Origin of the sequence: Bacteroides sp. (assembly GCF_028690125.1) — a bacterium.
Lineage (GTDB): Bacteria > Bacteroidota > Bacteroidia > Bacteroidales > Bacteroidaceae > Bacteroides.
In genome coordinates, this window is sequence record NZ_JAQVBV010000002.1 from 129233 (window position 1) to 148630 (window position 19398).

Annotated in this window: 21 protein-coding genes; 10 read left to right on the forward strand and 11 right to left on the reverse strand. The window is 39.6% G+C overall.

What is annotated here, in order from left to right; all coding sequences use genetic code 11:
- Positions 1-91 precede the first annotated feature (91 nt).
- Together PHO71_RS02095 and PHO71_RS02100 are read right to left on the reverse strand one after the other, a co-directional pair.
- Positions 92-556 carry a MaoC family dehydratase gene (locus PHO71_RS02095; protein ID WP_300198206.1) on the reverse strand — a complete coding sequence of 155 codons (465 nt, stop codon included), beginning with the start codon at positions 554-556 and terminating at the stop codon, positions 92-94.
- A 96-nt stretch (positions 557-652) separates the two neighbouring features.
- Positions 653-1189 carry a GDSL-type esterase/lipase family protein gene (locus PHO71_RS02100; RefSeq protein ID WP_300198209.1) on the reverse strand — a complete coding sequence of 179 codons (537 nt, stop codon included), beginning with the start codon at positions 1187-1189 and terminating at the stop codon, positions 653-655.
- 99 nt (positions 1190-1288) lie between these two features.
- Between PHO71_RS02100 and PHO71_RS02105 the strand changes: the two genes are divergently transcribed.
- Both PHO71_RS02105 and PHO71_RS02110 read left to right on the forward strand, forming a co-directional pair.
- Complete coding sequence (locus PHO71_RS02105) at positions 1289-2929, forward strand: pseudouridine synthase (protein ID WP_300198645.1); 1641 nt, start codon at positions 1289-1291, stop codon at positions 2927-2929.
- A 79-nt stretch (positions 2930-3008) separates the two neighbouring features.
- A complete protein-coding gene (locus PHO71_RS02110; protein ID WP_300198212.1) occupies positions 3009-3995 on the forward strand; it encodes a fimbrillin family protein in 987 nt (328 codons plus the stop codon).
- A 67-nt stretch (positions 3996-4062) separates the two neighbouring features.
- Here PHO71_RS02110 and PHO71_RS02115 read toward each other — a convergent pair whose 3' ends face one another.
- Both PHO71_RS02115 and PHO71_RS02120 read right to left on the reverse strand, forming a co-directional pair.
- On the reverse strand, positions 4063-5463 hold the full coding sequence (locus tag PHO71_RS02115) for an MATE family efflux transporter (protein ID WP_300198215.1): 1401 nt from the start codon (positions 5461-5463) through the stop codon (positions 4063-4065).
- 114 nt (positions 5464-5577) lie between these two features.
- On the reverse strand, positions 5578-5784 hold the full coding sequence (locus tag PHO71_RS02120; protein ID WP_300198218.1) for a hypothetical protein: 207 nt from the start codon (positions 5782-5784) through the stop codon (positions 5578-5580).
- A 57-nt stretch (positions 5785-5841) separates the two neighbouring features.
- Between PHO71_RS02120 and PHO71_RS02125 the strand changes: the two genes are divergently transcribed.
- A complete protein-coding gene (locus PHO71_RS02125; RefSeq protein ID WP_300198221.1) occupies positions 5842-6147 on the forward strand; it encodes a nitrous oxide-stimulated promoter family protein in 306 nt (101 codons plus the stop codon).
- Positions 6148-6149: 2 nt separating this feature from the next.
- Here PHO71_RS02125 and PHO71_RS02130 read toward each other — a convergent pair whose 3' ends face one another.
- Positions 6150-7655, reverse strand: coding sequence for a TrkH family potassium uptake protein (locus PHO71_RS02130; RefSeq protein WP_300198224.1), 1506 nt, complete (start codon positions 7653-7655; stop codon positions 6150-6152).
- Between the two features lie 205 nt (positions 7656-7860).
- Here PHO71_RS02130 and PHO71_RS02135 point away from each other — a divergent pair, with 205 nt between their 5' ends.
- Positions 7861-8595: an SDR family NAD(P)-dependent oxidoreductase gene (locus PHO71_RS02135; protein ID WP_300198227.1), complete on the forward strand. Its 735-nt coding sequence runs from the start codon at positions 7861-7863 to the stop codon at positions 8593-8595.
- 105 nt (positions 8596-8700) lie between these two features.
- On the opposite strand, the gene PHO71_RS02140 is transcribed toward PHO71_RS02135, so the two are convergent.
- The gene (locus PHO71_RS02140) at positions 8701-8976 is read right to left on the reverse strand and encodes a GNAT family N-acetyltransferase (RefSeq protein WP_300198230.1); all 276 of its coding nucleotides are present in this window, start codon (positions 8974-8976) and stop codon (positions 8701-8703) included.
- A gap of 14 nt (positions 8977-8990) precedes the next feature.
- A complete protein-coding gene (locus PHO71_RS02145; protein WP_300198233.1) occupies positions 8991-10331 on the reverse strand; it encodes a TIGR01777 family oxidoreductase in 1341 nt (446 codons plus the stop codon).
- A gap of 121 nt (positions 10332-10452) precedes the next feature.
- On the opposite strand from PHO71_RS02145, the gene PHO71_RS02150 reads away from it, so the two are divergent.
- Genes PHO71_RS02150 through PHO71_RS02160 form a run of 3 tightly spaced genes read left to right on the forward strand, consistent with a single transcriptional unit; the run spans position 10453 to position 13162 of the window.
- Complete coding sequence (locus PHO71_RS02150; RefSeq protein ID WP_300198236.1) at positions 10453-11298, forward strand: endonuclease VIII; 846 nt, start codon at positions 10453-10455, stop codon at positions 11296-11298.
- Positions 11299-11325: 27 nt separating this feature from the next.
- Positions 11326-12306 carry a lytic transglycosylase domain-containing protein gene (locus PHO71_RS02155; RefSeq protein ID WP_300198239.1) on the forward strand — a complete coding sequence of 327 codons (981 nt, stop codon included), beginning with the start codon at positions 11326-11328 and terminating at the stop codon, positions 12304-12306.
- Positions 12307-12316: 10 nt separating this feature from the next.
- On the forward strand, positions 12317-13162 hold the full coding sequence (locus PHO71_RS02160; RefSeq protein WP_300198242.1) for an ion transporter: 846 nt from the start codon (positions 12317-12319) through the stop codon (positions 13160-13162).
- 180 nt (positions 13163-13342) lie between these two features.
- Here PHO71_RS02160 and PHO71_RS02165 read toward each other — a convergent pair whose 3' ends face one another.
- From PHO71_RS02165 to PHO71_RS02180, 4 genes are all read right to left on the reverse strand, one after another.
- A complete protein-coding gene (locus PHO71_RS02165; protein ID WP_300198245.1) occupies positions 13343-13726 on the reverse strand; it encodes a DUF2809 domain-containing protein in 384 nt (127 codons plus the stop codon).
- 235 nt (positions 13727-13961) lie between these two features.
- Positions 13962-14759, reverse strand: a complete 798-nt coding sequence (locus tag PHO71_RS02170; protein WP_300198247.1) for a TIGR03915 family putative DNA repair protein — start codon at positions 14757-14759, stop codon at positions 13962-13964.
- On the reverse strand, positions 14756-16039 hold the full coding sequence (locus tag PHO71_RS02175) for a putative DNA modification/repair radical SAM protein (protein ID WP_300198250.1): 1284 nt from the start codon (positions 16037-16039) through the stop codon (positions 14756-14758). Before PHO71_RS02175 ends, PHO71_RS02170 begins: the two co-directional genes overlap by 4 nt.
- 102 nt (positions 16040-16141) lie before the next feature.
- Complete coding sequence (locus PHO71_RS02180; protein WP_300198253.1) at positions 16142-16318, reverse strand: histone H1; 177 nt, start codon at positions 16316-16318, stop codon at positions 16142-16144.
- A 146-nt stretch (positions 16319-16464) separates the two neighbouring features.
- Here PHO71_RS02180 and PHO71_RS02185 point away from each other — a divergent pair, with 146 nt between their 5' ends.
- From PHO71_RS02185 to PHO71_RS02195, 3 genes are all read left to right on the forward strand, one after another.
- The gene (locus PHO71_RS02185) at positions 16465-17109 is read left to right on the forward strand and encodes a helix-turn-helix domain-containing protein (protein ID WP_300198256.1); all 645 of its coding nucleotides are present in this window, start codon (positions 16465-16467) and stop codon (positions 17107-17109) included.
- Between the two features lie 36 nt (positions 17110-17145).
- Positions 17146-18534, forward strand: coding sequence for a sodium:alanine symporter family protein (locus PHO71_RS02190; RefSeq protein ID WP_300198258.1), 1389 nt, complete (start codon positions 17146-17148; stop codon positions 18532-18534).
- 112 nt (positions 18535-18646) lie between these two features.
- Positions 18647-19279: a hypothetical protein gene (locus PHO71_RS02195; protein ID WP_300198260.1), complete on the forward strand. Its 633-nt coding sequence runs from the start codon at positions 18647-18649 to the stop codon at positions 19277-19279.
- The last annotated feature ends 119 nt before the right edge of the window (positions 19280-19398 follow it).

The following is a 19398-nucleotide window of genomic DNA, read 5'->3' on the forward strand; positions in this document are numbered from 1 at the left end:
GAATAAATGCAGCTCATTAAGTATGTGCAACCTGCATTTATCCGCATAGTATTAAAATATCATGAAGATTAAATTTCTATTTCTTCATCATTTAATTAAAGTAATACAAGAATACTGCTATTCCTTCCAATGCTTTCTTAGGCTGGTCTTTTATCTCAATAGCAAACTTGATCTCCGCCTTTGCCACACCACGCAGATTCGTCAATGAGTGCAAAGTAGTTACCAAACGAACACTCTGACCAGACATCACCGCTTGACCAAATTTCATTTTGTCCATACCATAATTGATCATCATCTTTAGGTTATTCACTTGAATGATCTGATTCCACAAATACGGAAGCATGGATAAGGTGAGATAACCATGAGCAATGGTACTTTTATAAGGACTTTCTACCTTAGCGCGTTCTGTATCTACATGAATCCATTGATGATCCAAAGTTGCATCAGCAAAAAGGTTAATACGTTCCTGAGAAAGTTCTACATAATCGGAAACGCCGATTTGTTGTCCTACCAGTTTTTCAAATTCTTCATACGAGTTGATAATTACTTTAGCCATAGTTTTATTATTTTATGGAGATTAGATCTCAATTTTCGGCTGCAAAAATAGGAAAAATAAATGATTTGACTCTAAATAAATGACAAAAGCTCAATTCTAAAAAATAGACTTATTGTATTCGTAAGAAGCCTGTTTCAAAGCATCCGCTAATATACTATATCCTCTCCCATTCAGATGTAAATCATCAATAGTCAGTTCTGGATTTAATCTTCCGCCTGACAATAACTGATCGAACACATTCAAATAAATAATGTCCGTTGCCCTCAATTTATTCTGTATTTTTTGATTAAGCATACGAATAAAGTGGTTCACTGCCGTACTATAATCATCGTAATCGTTGCGCGGAAAAATACAAAACAGATAAGTTTTGAGGGAAGAAACAGCAAGTACGGCTCTTACATACCGTTCCACATAGTCATCTATATTTTCTTCATTCAACTCATAAATATCATTAGCACCAAACTGAATAACTACCTGACAGTGGGATGTATCCATATCAAATGATTCTACATAGGATAATCCATCTCCGGGAGCACCATAATTGAAACACTCCCATTGCGGAAAATAGATATTCAATGCCCAGAATGCCATATGACTGTTGCCCACAAAGGCAAATTTCGGTTTATTCTCCATACGATTATTCGATTCCTTTTAAACTGTCAAACAAATATAGAACAAATTCCGCAGATTTAGTTTACTTTTGTATTCGTAAAAATAGCTATGTACGAACTGATGAACCACTTTTTCAGCCAACCGATTTCTCACATTCCGTTACCGGAGAAATTCACATATCCTTTCCATTATACGCCGCATCCGTTATGTATATTGGCGGCAGAGGAAGTGAAAGCACATATTGAAACCCATAAAGAATGGGAAGAAGAATTATCTCTTGGCAAAATGTTCGGCGTATTAATCGTAGAAGATAATGAAGGAATAATTAGCTATCTGGCTGCTTTCTCCGGCAATCTGGCAGGAAAGAATCTGCATCCTTATTTTGTACCTCCCGTTTATGATCTGTTGCAACCAAAAGGTTTCTTCAAGATAGAGGAAGAACAGATTTCCAATATGAATGTACAAATTAAAGAATTGGAGTCTGATTCCACCTTTTTAAATCTAAAACAAAGGATAAAAGCCCAAACGGAACGGGCAGCAAATGCATTAGACAGTGCAAAAGCAGAGTTGAAAACAGCTAAAAAAGCACGAGAACTTAAACGCCAATCTATTCCTCCTCCTTCTGAAGAAGAGCAAGCAGTACTTACCAAAGAAAGCCAGTTTCAGAAAGCTAATTTCAAAAGGCTGGAACGGGAATTGAATAAGTTATTAGAGGAACCAAAAGCAAAAGTTGTTGCATTTGAAGCAGCAATAGAACATTTAAAGACTCAACGAAAAGAACGTTCCGCCGCTTTGCAGCAGAAGCTTTTCGAACAGTTCCGAATGCTCAATGCCAAAGGAGAAATCAAAGATCTTTGTGCAATTTTCAAAGAAACCGTACATAAAGTTCCTCCCGGCGGAGCAGGTGAATGCGCATTGCCAAAATTGCTGCAATATGCTTATTTGCATCACTTAAAGCCGTTAGCAATGGCTGAGCTTTGGTGGGGAAACTCTCCTAAGACGGAAGTACGAAATCATGGATATTATTATCCTTCCTGTAAAGGTAAATGTGAACCTATATTGAAACATATGTTGCAGGGATTGGATGTAGACGAAAATCCTCTTGCGGCTGATATATGTTCTCACACGGAATTGGAGATTATTTTTGAGGATGAATGGTTGGTGGTGGTCAATAAGCCTTCCGGAATGTTATCCGTACCGGGAAAAGTTGAAACAGCAAACTCTGTTTATCAGCATATGCGGAAAAAGTATCCGCTTGCAACTGGACCAATGATAGTTCATCGCCTGGATATGGCAACTTCAGGATTGTTACTCATTGCCAAGAGCAAAGAAGTGCACCAGCACTTACAGACACAATTCAAGAACCGGACCATTAAGAAACGATATGTTGCTTTACTCGACGGTAGAAAATCTGAAAAGTTAATAAAAAAAAACGGAAGAATCGAGCTTCCTCTTTGCCCGAATCCATTGGATCGTCCACGGCAAATGGTCAGCGAAGTATATGGTAAAAGTGCAATTACTGACTACCGGATAGTAGAAAGTTCAGAAAAATACATCCGCATTCTCTTCTATCCTCTAACCGGACGCACACACCAGTTACGAGTACACGCCGCTCATCCGGAAGGTCTGGGTTGTCCTATTATAGGAGATGAACTTTACGGAAAGAAAGCCGACAGATTATATTTGCACGCTGAATATATTGAATTTTGCCATCCTATTTCCCAGAAAAAAATATGTATGGAAAAAGAGGCTGAATTCTAAAAACATTCCTTTGAAATGAACTAAATCCTTTTTGAAATGTATATAAAGGCAATTACTAATTTTCAAAAAGAACCTGGCTATGAATATCAAGTTTCTACTTACAAAGTATTTAGCTGTATCTGCCTTAGCAATACTGCTCTTAGGATCGTGTTCCAAAAACAATATCTATATTGACGTTATCACTCCTGACGGAAAAGATAATAACGGGAACTCAGGCAGTGATGACAATGACAATGGAAATCCTGTCCAGGAAAGAAGCCTTGTTACCTTTACTGCCTCTATAGAAGGTAGAAATTTAACCCGTGCCATGTCACCTATGGGCAGGGGATTACAGAGTTGGTTGGCTGCATACAAGGCTAATACCAGAGATACAATTAATGGTGCCCCTGTGGAAGAAGGAGATTATGTTACTTCTTCACCCGGAGTATTAACCGGGATCCAAGGATATAAAATGTATTTGAGCAACAGTGTCTACAGCTTCTACGCCGTGTCCTGTAACAACGAAAATCCGGCTCCTGTTTTCACCAAAGGGATATCCGAACCATTATCCAACGGAGTAGATTATCTTTGGTGGACTGCACTGCATCAAGATGTGACGAGTTCGCAAATCAGCATTCCAATTACATTTCAGCATGCTGCGACACAAGTGGTTGTAACTATAAACGGAGGTGAGAATATTACTCTCAATAAAATAATATCTGCCACCATCACACCAACAAAGCCAGGATCTATTATGGATCTATCAACCGGAATTATCAGTTCCGGAATCGGTTTTGATAGTCCGGTTGCAATGGGAATCAATGATTTTACCATACAGTATATCATGCTTCCTTTAAAGAGTTCCGATCCTATCACTTTAACTATGGAATTACTGGTGAATGGAGAAAATATAGCCCGTACTTACACTACCTCAATAACTCCGCCTAACAGCAATTTGAAAGGAGGAAATTCTTATTTATTCAGAGCGATCGTCAATGAGAATTCTGTTTCATTTGCTAATGTCAGTGTGAAGGATTGGACTGACGTGGACGAAAGTGGCAATCCACTTTATCCAATACAAGATTAAACCTTATAGTATTTCTTTATTGAGTTACCTCTTCATAAAAAGAGAAAAAGGACGTGACTCCTGTTTATCACAGATTTGATTGACAGGAGTACTCCATCTCCTTCTCTTCGGAAGAAGCTGCCTGTGTGAAACAACTCTTTTTTAACTTGCGATAGACATAAACAAATGCCGGAATTAGAAATAAATCGGCTGCAATCCATGCTGTCGGATCGCCAAAACAAACAGCAACGAAACCAAAAGCCGGTACAGCGTAAATACTGACAAGGATACGCGCAATCATTTCCGATACACCGGAAAACATTGCAAGATTCGTATACCCCACTCCCTGAATGGTATAACGGAGGATGCAAAGCAATCCGAGTGCAGGGAAGAAACAGCAAGCAACATGAAGGAATTGTTCTGTATACTTCAGGATTTCCGTTTCCGAAGGATCTACAAATATTAAAGCAAAATATTTGGCTCCAACCATCAAGAAAATGAAAGTAAACATCGTATAAATGACCATCATCAAAGCACTTGCCCTAATTCCCAGCCAGATACGTTCCGGTTTACCGGCTCCGTAATTCTGACCGCTATAGGTTGCCATAGCAATACCAAGACTCTCGAATGTACAAATAAAGAACATCTTAATACGCATAGCTGAAGTGAAAGCTGCCACACAAGCTGTTCCTAACGCATTATTCGCACTCTGGAGCATTATACTACCGATTGCAGTAATGGAAAATTGTAATCCCATAGGTACACCGATATAAAGCAATGTCTTGGCTAGCTTGGGCTGGAATCGACGTTCTTTCGGAGAGCTTCGCAATATTTCAAACTTCCGGTACATATAAATATAGCAAAGAATTGCTGAAAATCCCTGTGAAAATACGGTAGCAATGGCAGCACCCGCCACTCCCCAATCGAGCACCAGAATACAGAACAAATCAAGAACAATATTTAAGACAGTAGACAATAACAGAAACCAGAAAGGTGTTTTACTATCGCCTAACGCACGAATAATACTTGAAAGCAAATTATAAAAGAAAGTAGCCGGAATACCGATAAATGTGACCAGTAAATAATCATATGCACCGTCAAAAATAATTTCCGGTGTACGCATTACGCGAAGAATATCAGCACAATATATACTGGTAATAATAGCAATAACCAACGACATTCCGACAGCCAGTTTTAGGCTAACGGCAACATAACTGCGCATTGTACTGTAATCACGTGCACCAAACTTTTGTGCAACAGGGATTCCAAAACCGCCACAACAACCATTGCAAAAACCCAAAATGAGAAAAACAACTGATGTACTTGCACCGACAGAAGCTAATGAATTAATTCCTAAGAATTTTCCAACTATTGCAGCATCAACAAGAGAATAGGTCTGTTGCAACAAATTGCCGAGCAATAACGGCAGAGTAAACTTTAAAATAAGCGATAATGCCGGCCCTGCCGTCATCTCTTTGGAAGTTGCCATACGTCTGTGTTCTAAAATCTGGTGCAAAGATACGGAAAATCGGACGAATAGAATTTAGTTTTCCTTGCCTCTTTCATTGATGTAAATCAAAAAAGAACAAAGCACTAAGATGTATTATCTCTTTACTAATCTTTTAGGAGAGCCATGCCAAGAACAGCCCAGACAGTAAACCTCTGTCAAATCGAAACCTTCCATAGAAACTCCTTCTTCCTTTGGAACTACTTCCCCACCCTCAAGCACATAAACCAACAATCTCTCTCCCAAATCATTCTTCAGATACATAGCAGCAATCTTACACTGCGGACACAATAGCTTTTTCATGTTGCAAAGATACAATAGTTTTCCTTCAGTTTATTATCTTTGTCTCCATATTCAAATATGAAGAAAAGAAAGATATCGCGTATTGCGCAAGAAAAAAGGACAGTAGAAATAATGATATACCTCTATTGTCGGAAAAAAGAAAAGAACGCCACACTTTGCCCGGAGTGTAAAGAACTCCTCCGGTATGCATATGCCCGTCTTGATCATTGCCCATTTGGAGAAATGAAAAATTCATGCAAGCAGTGTACTATCCATTGTTACAAACCTGCCATGCGTGAACGAATGCGCCAAGTAATGCGTTTCTCAGGTCCGAGAATGCTCTTATACGCCCCTTTGGAAGCTATCCGCCATTTATTAAGGTAAAATTAACGATTCTTCCAGAATCCCGGATAAAAAAGCAGTAATACGCTAAACAGTTCCAGACGACCGATCAGCATCAGGAAAGAAAGTGTCCATTTTGCTGCATCAGGTAACGAGTTCCATGAATAAGCGGGACCACAAGCTCCGAGACCGGGCCCTACATTACCGATACTGGAAATTACTGTACTGATAGATTCGGCAAAACCGACACCTAAAAATAAGAGCATTGTCCAACCAACCAACGTTATGATGAGATAAAATGCAAAAAAAAGCAGCACTGTAGTTACAATAGAAGGTGATACAGTCTGTTTATTCACTCGAACCGGAAGTAGAGCATTGGGATGAAGCAAATGTTTGAATTCATTTCGTATGGAACGGGCTATAATCAACAAACGCATATCCTTGAGTCCACCACTAGTAGAGCCAGTACAGCCACCCGAAAGCATGGCTATAAATAATAACAACCATGTAAATGAAGGCCATAAATTATAATCGTCAGTGGCAAATCCACAAGAAGTATGTACCGTAGCCACCTGAAAAAGAGATTTACGGAAAGCAAGTTCCCAATCATAATGGTTTTGAAACACAAGAGCCAGTGTAATGAGAAACGTTATGATGCCGACCGATCCCAAAAACCAGCGTAACTCTTCATCCTTAAAAAGCCGGGTAACTTTTCCTTTCAGACACAATAGAAACAATGAAAAGTTCATACCGGAAAGAATCATAAAGATAGCGACTACATATTCAATAAATGGAGAATTCCAATAAGAGATACTATTCTGTTTGGTGGAGTATCCTCCCGTAGCCGTTGTAGCAAACGACTGGCAGACAGCATCAAACAGACTCATTCCTCCAAATATCAAGAGAATGGTTTCAGTCACGGTCAAAATCAGATAAATGGTCCACAGCCATTTTGCCATCACATTTATTTTCGGATGCGTACGGTCATGAGTGACTCCTGTCGATTCGGCAGAAAAGAGTTGTACACCTCCGCTAGTAAAGATAGGAAGAATGGCAATGGTAAAAAAGACAATTCCTAACCCGCCAATCCATTGAGTCAGGCTTCGCCAAAAGAGCATTCCATGAGAAAGAGATTCAATATCATCGAGTATTGTCGCCCCGGTCGTTGTAAAACCAGACATAGTTTCAAAAAATGCATTGGTTATAGTGTCAATACTCCCACTGAAATAGAAAGGCAACATACCAAACACAGTAAAAAATACCCAGGAAAGAGTTACGACACAATATCCGTCTCGACGGTTCATTTTATTTTCTGCCCCTTTTCCGTAAAGTAACAATAAGCCACCCACTATTGCATTAATAATGCAGGTATATAGAAAATATTTATAATCACTTTCACCATATACAACTGAAATACCAGCACATAACAGAAACATTCCTAATTCGATGAAAAGTAATACGCCCAATACACGTCCAATCATCTTCGGATTTATCATACTATTGTTTTTATTTCCGACATACAAACTTTTATCTGAAATATATTCTTCCATAACTCATGAATTATTTTGCATATGCCCTATAGCTAAGAGTATACCAAAATGAAAGGCGAATCAGTAATCAACTATTAATCAATAAAATATTTTTTTCATAATGATAATTCCCCATTATTTCACCCTTTCATTTTGAAAAAGTTCTTTCCATAACGGAAAGATTTACCTATCTTTGTTTCAAAATATCGACCTAATATTTATCAACATGAAACGAGCTATTATCATTGGAGCTACGTCGGGCATCGGACAGGAAGTAGCAAAAGCACTTTTACTGGAAGGTTGGAAGCTGGGAATAGCAGGCAGACGCCAGTCTGCACTTGAAGCCTTGCAGCAAGTAGCACCGGAACAGGTAGAAATTCAAGAATTAGACGTTACTCAGGAAGAAGCAGTAGATAAATTGCATATACTTATTAATAAATTAGGTGGTATGGATTTTTTTCTGCTTAGTTCCGGGATAGGTTTCCAAAATATGAATCTAAATATAGAGATAGAACTGAATACAGCCCATACCAATGTGGAAGGGTTTATACGAATGGTAGATACCGCTTTTACTTATTTCAAGGAGAAGGGTGGTGGTCATCTGGGTGTTATCAGTTCTATAGCAGGAACAAAAGGACTAGGTATTGCTCCTGCATATTCAGCGACCAAACGTTTTCAAAATACGTATATCGATGCTCTCGAACAATTGGCATATTTGCAAAAACTAAATATTCATTTCACTGATATCCGTCCGGGATTCGTTGCAACGGCTTTACTAAATGACGGTAAACACTATCCAATGCTAATGAAAGCAGATAAAGTGGGACGCTACATTATACGAGCTATTAACAAAAAAAAGCGGATAGCAATTATCGACGAACGTTACCGGATTCTTGTGTTTTTCTGGCGGATGATTCCCCGTTGGATATGGAAACGGATGCCGGTAAAAACAAATAGTTAAATTAGATAATTCGTACATTAAAATTTGTTTATAATATGACAGAGAGTATATCTATAAGCAAATTATTATGTATTGCCTAGCATCATTTGTTTTAAAGTATTTTCTTCAACCAACAATATCATTCACTTCCGGATGACGTTCCAGCCATTTCACAGCATATGAACAGGTTGCTTTAGGTTTCAATCCGTTACGTAAAGCATAGTCGTAGGCTGCTTTTACTAGCGCAGCAGCAATTCCACGTCCTTCTATGGGTTGAGGAACAATTGTGTGAATGATATCAAGGCTATTGCCTAACAATCGGTATTGCACAAAAGCAGTACGACCGTCCACTTCGGTCTTAAACATTTTTTGTTCTTGCTGATGAATGATTTTGTAATCCATACTATAAGTAGGTTTTAAAGTTGTTCAATCCATTTTAAACACGTTGTATCGTAGCCCCGACTTTCGGCAGCGGTAACCAGTTTTTTCTTCACTTCTTCCGGAAGTTGAGGAGTGCGACTCAATATCCAAAGATATTTATCAGTACTACTTCCAATAAGAGCATAATTATAATTCTCTTCATCTAATTCCAGAATATAATAATCGGAATAGATTCCCGGAAAAAATGAGACTTTTAAACGCCCCGGTTGAGTCGAATCGGGAATAATTGCACGTCCGGTAGCTGTTTTACAAACGTTATATGGAGCTTTCTTTTTACAACCACGATTCTCCACACGAATCGTTCCGTTAGGACGCAATGTATAAGTTGCCGTTACATCAATAAGCCCTCGTTCGAAACGATTCTCAAAACGAGCAATTTCATACCAAAGCCCCATATAATGGGTAAGGTCAAGTTTATTGACCGTATGATGGTCTGTTCCTTCCAATAACTTTTCAACTGTCGGTACGGAAAAAGTGAATCCGGCTTCAAGTAAACGAGTAGGACGAACATACTGTCCTGTGGTTAAGAAGGAAGCCGCCTCGCCATATAGCAGACGAAAAGCTGCACGGGGAGCTGTGAAGGTTATCCAAGAATGATATGCCTTTGCCATCGCATAAGTAAATGCCGATTGCGTGATTTGCTGCGGGGAAACCAGATTAAATGTTCCTTGCAATGATTCATGATTGATAATAAAAGCCATTGCATGGCATAAATCACGAATACTAATCCACGGAAAAGGCTGGGTGCCGGGACCTATTGCAGTAGCTACTTTTGTCATTTTTAGTGGTTCTAGCATTTGTTGCATAGCTCCCCCATCAGGAGAAAGCACAATGCCAAAACGAGTTATTACCAGTCTTGTCGATGCCGGACATCGACGGGCTTCTTTTTCCCAGGCGTAACAGAGGTCTGCCAAAAAACCTTCCCCACGAACTTTGCTATATTCATCAAATACTGTTGCAGCAGTCCCCGGTTCTTCCCCATTCACCGCAGGATAATAGCCTGTAGCGGAAGCTGAAATAAACAACTTCGGTTTTGTTTTGATTGTACCCAGAATACGAATAAGATGATGAGTTGTACCAATACGGCTATCGTACAATTCTTTTTTATATTCAGGAGTCCACCGCCGGTTGATAGGAGCACCTGCCAAATTGATGATTACATCACAATGAGACAGTGCCTGAATCAGATGACCGGACATTTCCTCACGAAACATGGCTCTCCCAAGCGGAAGTACCCTATGCCCCTCCATTTCAGTCAAAAACTTAGAGAGATGTTTGCCTATATACCCGGTGGCTCCGGTCATTGCTATATTCATATTGATTCATTGTTTCTTAACTACATTAGAAAAACGTATAAAAAGCAGGAAAAGTTCTTTGAAAAAAGTAAAATGAGGCTATCTTTGCAAGAGAACATTTTTGAAATATAAAAAGAAAAGTATGATCGAAGCACCCGAAGCACGTTACTTGTGCGAGCAACTCAACTGTACTGTCAAAGAAAAACGAATCACAAATGTATTTGCCCAATTTACTCCCCATAAATTTGCCTGGTTTTCCGGAAGTCCCGAAGAATATGCAGAATGGCTGACTGGAAAGATTATGGGTCATGCTCAGCCACAGGGAGGAATGGTGGAAATCTCAATAGAGAACCGGATGCTTGTCCTTACTGATGGCGTAAATTTGCGTTATTATGCTCCCGGAGTAAAATTGCCACCCAAACATCAGCTTCTGATAGGATTTGAGGATGAAAGTTGTCTCATAGCTTCCGTGCGAATGTATGGTGGCTTGATGTGTTTCCTAAAAGGAAAATGCGACATTCCTCTTTCTGAATATTACCTGACAGCTTGTAACAAACCACAAGTGATGTCGGAGGACTTCAACAAAGATTATTTCATTAAACTCATCTCCGACGATAGTGCACAGAAGAAATCTGCCAAAGCTTTTTTAGCAACGGAACAAACAATTCCGGGACTCGGGAATGGGGTATTACAGGATATTTTATACCATGCACGCATTCACCCGAAGAAAAAAATCAGCGAACTGACAGACAAACAGAAAGAAAAGTTGTTCTATCAGGTAAAGGAGACAATGAATGACATTTACCAACAGAAGGGACGTAGTACGGAAACAGATTTGTTTGGAGAAAATGGTAAATATGTAGCATACCTGTCTAAGGATACAGCAGGCAAAATGTGTCCCCGCTGTGGAGAAACAATCGTAAAAGAGAATTATCTCGGAGGCAGCATCTATTATTGCCGGGGTTGCCAGACACTCTCGGATAACTAAATTTAAAATTAAATTTTCAACAACGAAATGAAGAAGCAGTATCGAATTAATTATATCTTAACACTTATATTGGCACTTTGCATCGGTGCAACCCTTCCCACGTTATTAGGTAGCAGCCTGGTTAGCGAACAGCATTCTGTCAAATCGGAAGTCCCTTATTGTGTCACCTCTCCCACCGTACCCGAACAGGTTTCTTTTGATGGAGAGGACATTGACCTCCGCCGTTACGACCGCCGGGAGCGAATGGACCGTGAAATGATGTCGTTCACTTATATGCACTCTACAACAATGCTATTAATTAAGCGTGCCAACCGGTATTTTCCTATTGTAGAACCTATATTGAAAGCAAACGGTATTCCTGACGATTTTAAATACCTGATGGTCATTGAAAGTAACCTGAACAATATTGCCCGCTCTCCCGCGGGTGCAGCCGGCTTATGGCAATTTATGCCTGCTACTGCAAGAGAATTCGGTCTGGAAGTAAATGACAATGTAGACGAACGTTATTATATAGAAAAAGCAACAGTAGCCGCTTGTAAATATTTCAAGCAAGCATTTGCCAAATATGGAGATTGGATAGCTGTATCCGCTGCCTATAATGCCGGACAAAGTCGCATATCTTCCGAACTTGACCAGCAACTTGCCAACCATGCAATGGATTTATGGTTAGTAGAAGAGACTTCCCGTTATATGTTCCGCTTGCTTGCCATTAAAGAAGTGCTCAGTGATCCACAGCGTTATGGATTTCTGCTAAAGAAAGAACATTTGTACCCTCCTATTCCTTATACGGAGGTAGAAGTTACTACACAGATTGATAGTCTAGATGATTACGCCAAACAGCAAGGTATTACTTATGCCCAATTGAGAGATGCAAATCCATGGCTACGGGAACATTCTTTAAAGAACAAAAGTGGAAAAAAATACGTTCTTCAAATACCGACACAAGAAGGTATGAACTATGATCCCAAAAGAACTATAGCTCATAATAAGAATTGGGTAATTGATTAATGGCGTGACAATGAAACTGAAAGAAAGAATCCATTATTTTTTGCATGACCAGAAACTGAAACATAAATTATATGTTATCATTTTCGAATCGGACACCCCTGCAGGAAAACTGTTCGATGTGATTCTTATCGGTTGTATCTTATTTAGCGTATTACTGGTTATTATTGAAAGCCTGAAAGGTCTTCCTCACTGGCTGGAAACTCCTTTTATCATTGCAGAATATCTTTTTACAGCATTCTTCACTTTCGAATATATAACGAGGATCTATTGTTCTCCCCAACCACGGAAATACATTTTCAGTTTTTTCGGAATAGTTGATTTGCTAGCTACCCTCCCTCTCTATGTCGGTCTTATTTTTCCGGGTGCGCGCTATCTACTTATTATCCGGGCATTCCGTCTGATAAGAGTATTCCGTGTTTTCAAACTGTTCAAATTCCTAAATGAAGGGGAACGTCTGCTCACGGCTCTCCGTGAAAGCAGTAATAAAATAGGGGTTTTCTTTCTGTTTGTCGTTATTCTGGTAACGTCTATCGGAACATTAATGTATATGATAGAAGGTACTCAACCTAATTCTGAGTTCAATAACATTCCGAATAGCATCTATTGGGCTATTGTCACTATGACCACTGTTGGTTATGGAGACATTACTCCGGTCACCGGACTCGGGAAATTTTTATCGGCAATTGTTATGTTAATTGGCTATACTATTATTGCTGTACCTACCGGAATCGTATCTGTTTCAATGATGAAAGAGTATAAACGACGAATGGAAAAAGAGTGCCCCAACTGCCATCGCCCGGGACATGAAGAAAACGCTGAGTTCTGCAAATACTGCGGACACAATCTGGAAAAATAAAGATATCGCAAATAAGTACTTGTTCATCATTAGAATCTATTATTTTTCAAAGTAATCATCAGTCTGTCATCTATAGTATCGCGAAGAATCTCCTCTTTTCAGTATACTCTAAAGAAGAGGTTGTTCCTCCCTACGGTCGTCTGAATGACAAAAAGAGAATATTGTATAATACAAACTAATCTAGGCTTCAGACTTCAATTCCGGACGCTTGGCGAAATGTTCAAATAAAAATACAAAGATACATCCTACGCCATAGCAGACAATATCTTTCCAATCGAAAGTTGAACCTAAAGCAATCCTAGCGGCCCGGTTAGTTACTCCCAATGTCTCTACTAATTGAAAATACTGCAATACTTCCACAAAACAAGCAAATAAAAAAACATAGAAAGGCATTCGGGGAATGCCTGTAGGCAGAAAAATCCGCACAAAACTATAGACTAACACAACGACTAACGCGTCTCCCAAATAAGGACGTATGAAACTATCGCGTACATATAGAGCGATTAATACTTCAACACAAAATATTACGATAAAACTAATGATGTAAAATATCCTTTTTTTCATGTTATCTTCAACTATCTTAGAACAATACAGTTTTTGGTTTGCGAATATACAATAAAATACCGCTTCAGCCTATTATGACAAGTGATTATTCTCACCACAATAAGAATAAATATTCATTGTAACTAGAAATTTTTCTCATAGTAATGAGAATGCTTTGAGAAAGTAATCATCTGTAAAATGCTTAGCATCGTATTAAAAATAAATAGAATTAATTCCGCCAACAGTCAATGAAATTTCATTTCGTAGGAGAAGGTGAAGAAGAGTTCTGTTTTTCTGTCAGATATTTCCAATAGCGAACTGGCATATCTTGTTTATGTTTTCGCGGATTCAGCCGTTCTTTAATGCAAATCGCTTTAAAGTAGGTTTTCCAGAGTTGCTGAAAAAGTTTTTCATCTTTATCCATCAGGCTTTCATCCAACATACCGGTGATAAGATGAGCTTCACGGCTGTTATCATCAAAAGAGATTTCGGTAACTTCTTGTAGATCATAATAAAAGCCATAACGTCGTTTCATATCATAGATAATCCATTTTTGATCGGCAAAACGATCTTTGAAGTGCTGAATAGTTAGTGGCAAAGCATTATACTGTGGTTCAAAAGCAGCAAAAAACGTCCCGTCAGCCGCTTTCTGAAAACGAACAAATTGTAACAAACGAATGCGTTCCCAATCTACTTTCTTCCAGATATGCGCCAATTGGAGTACATCGGGATCTGCAAAATTGGTTTCTATGGAACGGGGAGCGTCAATCGTCTTTCGGATATAGCGAAAAAGCAACATTCCCACTTCCGGAAGTTCCGACAACCAGCTTTGTGTCAGGCATCCCAAAGCAGAAGAAGAGACTTTTTTCTGTAAGCCATTCCATACGCGGGTAGCTTTTTCCTCATCTGTTATGACAGTATGCATCTCCTCATAAAATAAGGGCAACGGGTCACCTTCCGACAATAATAAATCGGGAAAAGTCTTGCGGAAATAAGCGTCAAAGACAGCAGTCAGCAGACCGTCGAAGGTTTTATCATAGACAAAAACAATCATGGATTTTCAAGAATTGGGAAAATACCAAAATCTAACGTCAATTGTTGTTCGTCAATTTTCTTTTTGCCCCTAGGGACTAAAAGGCTGCGTACCCGTTGAGGGGTCAATTCGTGTACTGTCTGCATAGGCAGTTCTTTGCAGGTGATGAAATATTGTGCTTTCTTCATCACAATTCCTATCTTCTTCAATTCGTAATATCCTAAACGAGAAAAACGACGGGAAGCAACTATTAATTTGGCTGATTTCACACCAATACCCGGTACACGAAGCAGCATTTCATAATCGGCTTTGTTGATGTCTACCGGGAAACGTTCGGGATGGCGTAAAGCCCATGATAATTTCGGATCTATCTCCAAATCAAGATCCGGGTAAGCATCATCCACTATTTCATCGACTTTGAACTGATAGAAACGCATCAGCCAGTCAGCCTGATACAAACGGTTTTCTCGTACCAAAGGTGGTTGTTTGAGAGCAGGAAGACGCTTATCATAGGTATTCACAGAGACATATCCCGAGTAATAGACACGTTTCATAGTAGGTCCTTTATAAAGCGACGACGAAAGAAAAAGAATGTCTTTATCCGATTCTGAGGTAGCACCCACAATCATCTGGGTACTCTGCCCGGCAGGTGCAAAACGAGGTGCATGACGAAACCTTTGACGTTCTTCTTTGCTTTCGAGCACTCCTTGCTGTATATACTTCATCGGAGCAAAAACACTTTTATGGTCTTTTTCCGGAGCTAAGAGTTTCAGATTTTCCTCTTTAGGGATTTCAACATTCACACTCAAACGGTCGGCATAAAGTCCGGCTTCATTCACCAACTCTCGGCTAGCTCCAGGAATACTTTTAAGATGAATATATCCATTAAAACGATACACTAAACGAAGATCTTTGGCTACACGTACAAGCCGTTCCATTGTATAATCCGGATTACGAACGACCCCGGAACTGAGAAACAGTCCTTCAATATAATTGCGACGATAAAACTCCATTGTCAATTCCACCAATTCAGAAACAGCTAAAGTAGCTCGTGGAAGATCATTACTACGCCGATTGATACAATAAGCACAATCATAGATGCAATAATTAGTAAGCATGATTTTGAGCAATGAAATACACCGCCCGTCCTCAGCAAAGCTATGACAAATACCCCATCCGCCGACAGTGTTGCCAAGCATGCCCGGTTTATTGGAGCGCACCGTTCCACTAGAGGCACAGGAAACATCATACTTGGCAGACTCTGCCAGTATTTTTAGTTTAGCAAGGACATTCTCATTCACAACTTACAATAGAATTAGTCACGCAAATATAAAGGAAAAAGGGCACGTCGCCAAAACGACATGCCCTTTTCTTTCTTCTGATATCTGAGTAGACTCCTATTCTTATTTTTTAGAAGCTTCCAAAGATGCTTTACGGAATTCTTTCATTGCTTTTTCGATTTCCAAAGAAGCCTTACGAGCACGAGTTCCTGCTGCTTTATTACCATTTTCAATTTGAGCATTAGCATCTTTTGAGAATTCAGCATACATAGCTGCTACCTTTTCTACCAATTCTTTCATAATCCTTTTATTTTTTCGTTAATAATGTGTGGCAAAAATACACTGTTTCCCGAAATAAACGCATAAAAACAATATTTTTTTTGAATTAATCTGCGAAAAATCCCCAAAAAAAGAGCTTTTCAGCATTTTTACCTACCTTTGCAGCTATGAAACCGCTTACAGATACCGATTATATGCATACTCTGATTGCTGAAGGGGAGCATCAGCAACAGGACTTTAAATTTGAAATATCCGATGCCCGAAAGATAGCTAAAACGCTGTCAGCTTTTTCAAATACAGACGGTGGCAGATTACTTATCGGCGTAAAGGATAATGGACGAATTGCCGGTGTACGTTCGGAAGAAGAAAAATATATGATTGAAGCAGCCGCCCAACTTTACTGTTTGCCGGAAGTGAGCTATGAAATGCAAACTTATATTGTGGAAGGTCGCCAAGTATTGGTAGTCACTATTGAAGAAAGTGCTCATAAACCGGTTTATGCCAAAGATGAAAACGGTAAACCTCTCGCCTATCTCCGTATTAAAGATGAAAATATCTTGGCAACACCAATTCATTTACGTGTCTGGCAACAAAGCGACAGTCCCCGTGGTGAATTAATTTGCTATACTGAACGGGAGCAACTCCTACTTGACCAGTTGGAACAGGGCACTTTGCTTTCTCTCAACCGATATTGTCGGCAAACGGGTATTTCCCGTCGTTCCGCCGAACATCTGCTAGCTAAATTTGTTCGTTATGACATCGTAGAACCTGTGTTCGAAAACCACAAATTCTACTTCCGTATAAAAAAATGAATGACCTCATCGCTATTTAATATTGGATATTAAACTATGGGATTTATCAACGAAATCAATGACCTACTTTGGACATACATCCTAATAATCATGCTACTAGGTTGCGCAATCTGGTTCAGCATACGCACGAAATTTGTACAGTTCCGTATGCTGCGCGAAATGATTGTACTGCTAAGTGAGTCTGCCGGAAAAGGTAAACAAAGCGAAAAACACGTATCATCTTTTCAGGCATTCGCCATTTCCATTGCCAGCCGTGTAGGAACAGGTAATCTGGCAGGAGTAGCTACTGCAATTGCTGTCGGAGGTCCCGGTGCTATTTTCTGGATGTGGGTGATTGCTTTATTGGGTGCTTCAAGTGCCTTTATCGAATCGACCTTAGCACAGTTGTACAAGATACGCGGAAAAGACTCTTTTATGGGCGGACCGGCTTACTATATGAAGAAAGGATTGAAACAACCTTGGATGGGAATGCTTTTCGCCGTACTTATCAGTATCACTTTTGGCTTTGCCTTCAACTCAGTACAGAGCAATACCATTTGTGCTGCTGCCGAACATGCATTTGGTTTTGATCATATGATATTAGGTAGTATCCTGACTGTACTGACATTAGTTATTATTTTCGGAGGTATTCACCGTATCGCCCGTGTCAGTAGTATTATTGTACCAGTTATGGCATTAGGATATATAGGACTGGCATTTATCATCGTTCTGCTCAACATTACTCATTTACCGGAAGTCATTTCACTGATCGTAAGCAATGCTTTCGGTTGGGAACAGGCTTTGGGAGGAGGGGTCGGTATAGCATTGATGCAAGGTATCAAACGTGGATTATTCAGCAATGAAGCCGGTATGGGTTCGGCACCGAATGCGGCAGCTACGGCAAACGTCTCACACCCGGTTAAACAGGGATTGATACAAACACTGGCTGTATTTACAGATACATTGTTGATTTGTACATGTACTGCGTTCATTATTTTGTTTAGCGGTGTCCCACTGGACGGCACAACTAATGGCGTACAATTAACACAACAAGCATTGACCAACGAGATAGGTGCATCCGGAAGTATTTTTGTGGCCATAGCTCTTTTCTTTTTTGCTTTCAGCAGCATACTGGGAAATTATTATTACGGAGAAGCCAATATTCGTTTTATCACCCAGAAAAAATGGGTACTCTATATTTATCGGATATTAGTAAGCGGTATGGTACTTTTCGGTGCACTTGCCACCCTTGATATGGCCTGGAGTCTGGCAGACATCACTATGGCACTGATGGCAATCTGTAACCTGATTGCGATTCTATTTCTAGGTAAATACGCTATTCGTTTACTCGCAGACTACCACGCCCAGAAGAAAGCTGGCATTTCAAGCCCTGTTTTTAAAAAAGAGAGAATGCCGGACATCGAAAAGGACTTGGAATGTTGGTGAAACCCAACTGTTTTTCTTACCTTTGCACTCAAATTAGTGAACGGCAAATTAATACAGTTTGATCCTGTGCACTTTGGACTTTATTTGTAACCTGTAATTTGTAAACATAACAATGGGCTTATTTGGTTTATTCAAAAAAAAATCCGATGAAACAAAAGTCGGCAATGTAGAAGATTTCATATCACTGACCCGGGTTTATTTCCAATCAGTAATTGCTACGAATCTCGGTATCACAAACATTCGTTTCTTACCCGATGTAGCAAACTTCAAACGTTTGTTTAAAGTGCCGACGCAAAACGGAAAACTAGGTCTTGCCGAAAAAACTGCTTCACGTAAAATGCTGATGCAAGATTACGGTCTGAGTGAAGGATTCTTCAAAGAAATTGATGCTTCCGTGAAACGTAACTGTCGCACGCAGAATGATATCCAGTCTTATTTATTTATGTATCAGGGATTCTCCAACGACCTGATGATGCTAATGGGCAACCTGATGCAATGGAAATTCCGTATGCCTTCTATTTTTAAGAAAGCACTTTACGGTATGACCAAAAAGACTGTACACGACGTATGTACCAAATTAGTATGGAAAGCTGACGATGTACATAAGACTGCCACTGCTGTCCGCCAATACAAAGAACGTCTTGGATATTCGGAAGACTGGATGACAGAATATGTGTACAATATCGTGATGCTCGCCAAGAAGGAGCCGAAACGGAAAGGAGACGACACGGAAACGAAAAAATAAATCGTCCAAAATGTTAGAAAGAAAAAAATAATCGTAAAGAATGATATGTCAGTAAAAGCGGAGTTAGTTTAACTCCGCTTTTTTGTTATCTTTATAGACTATTTTACTTCCGCAAGTGT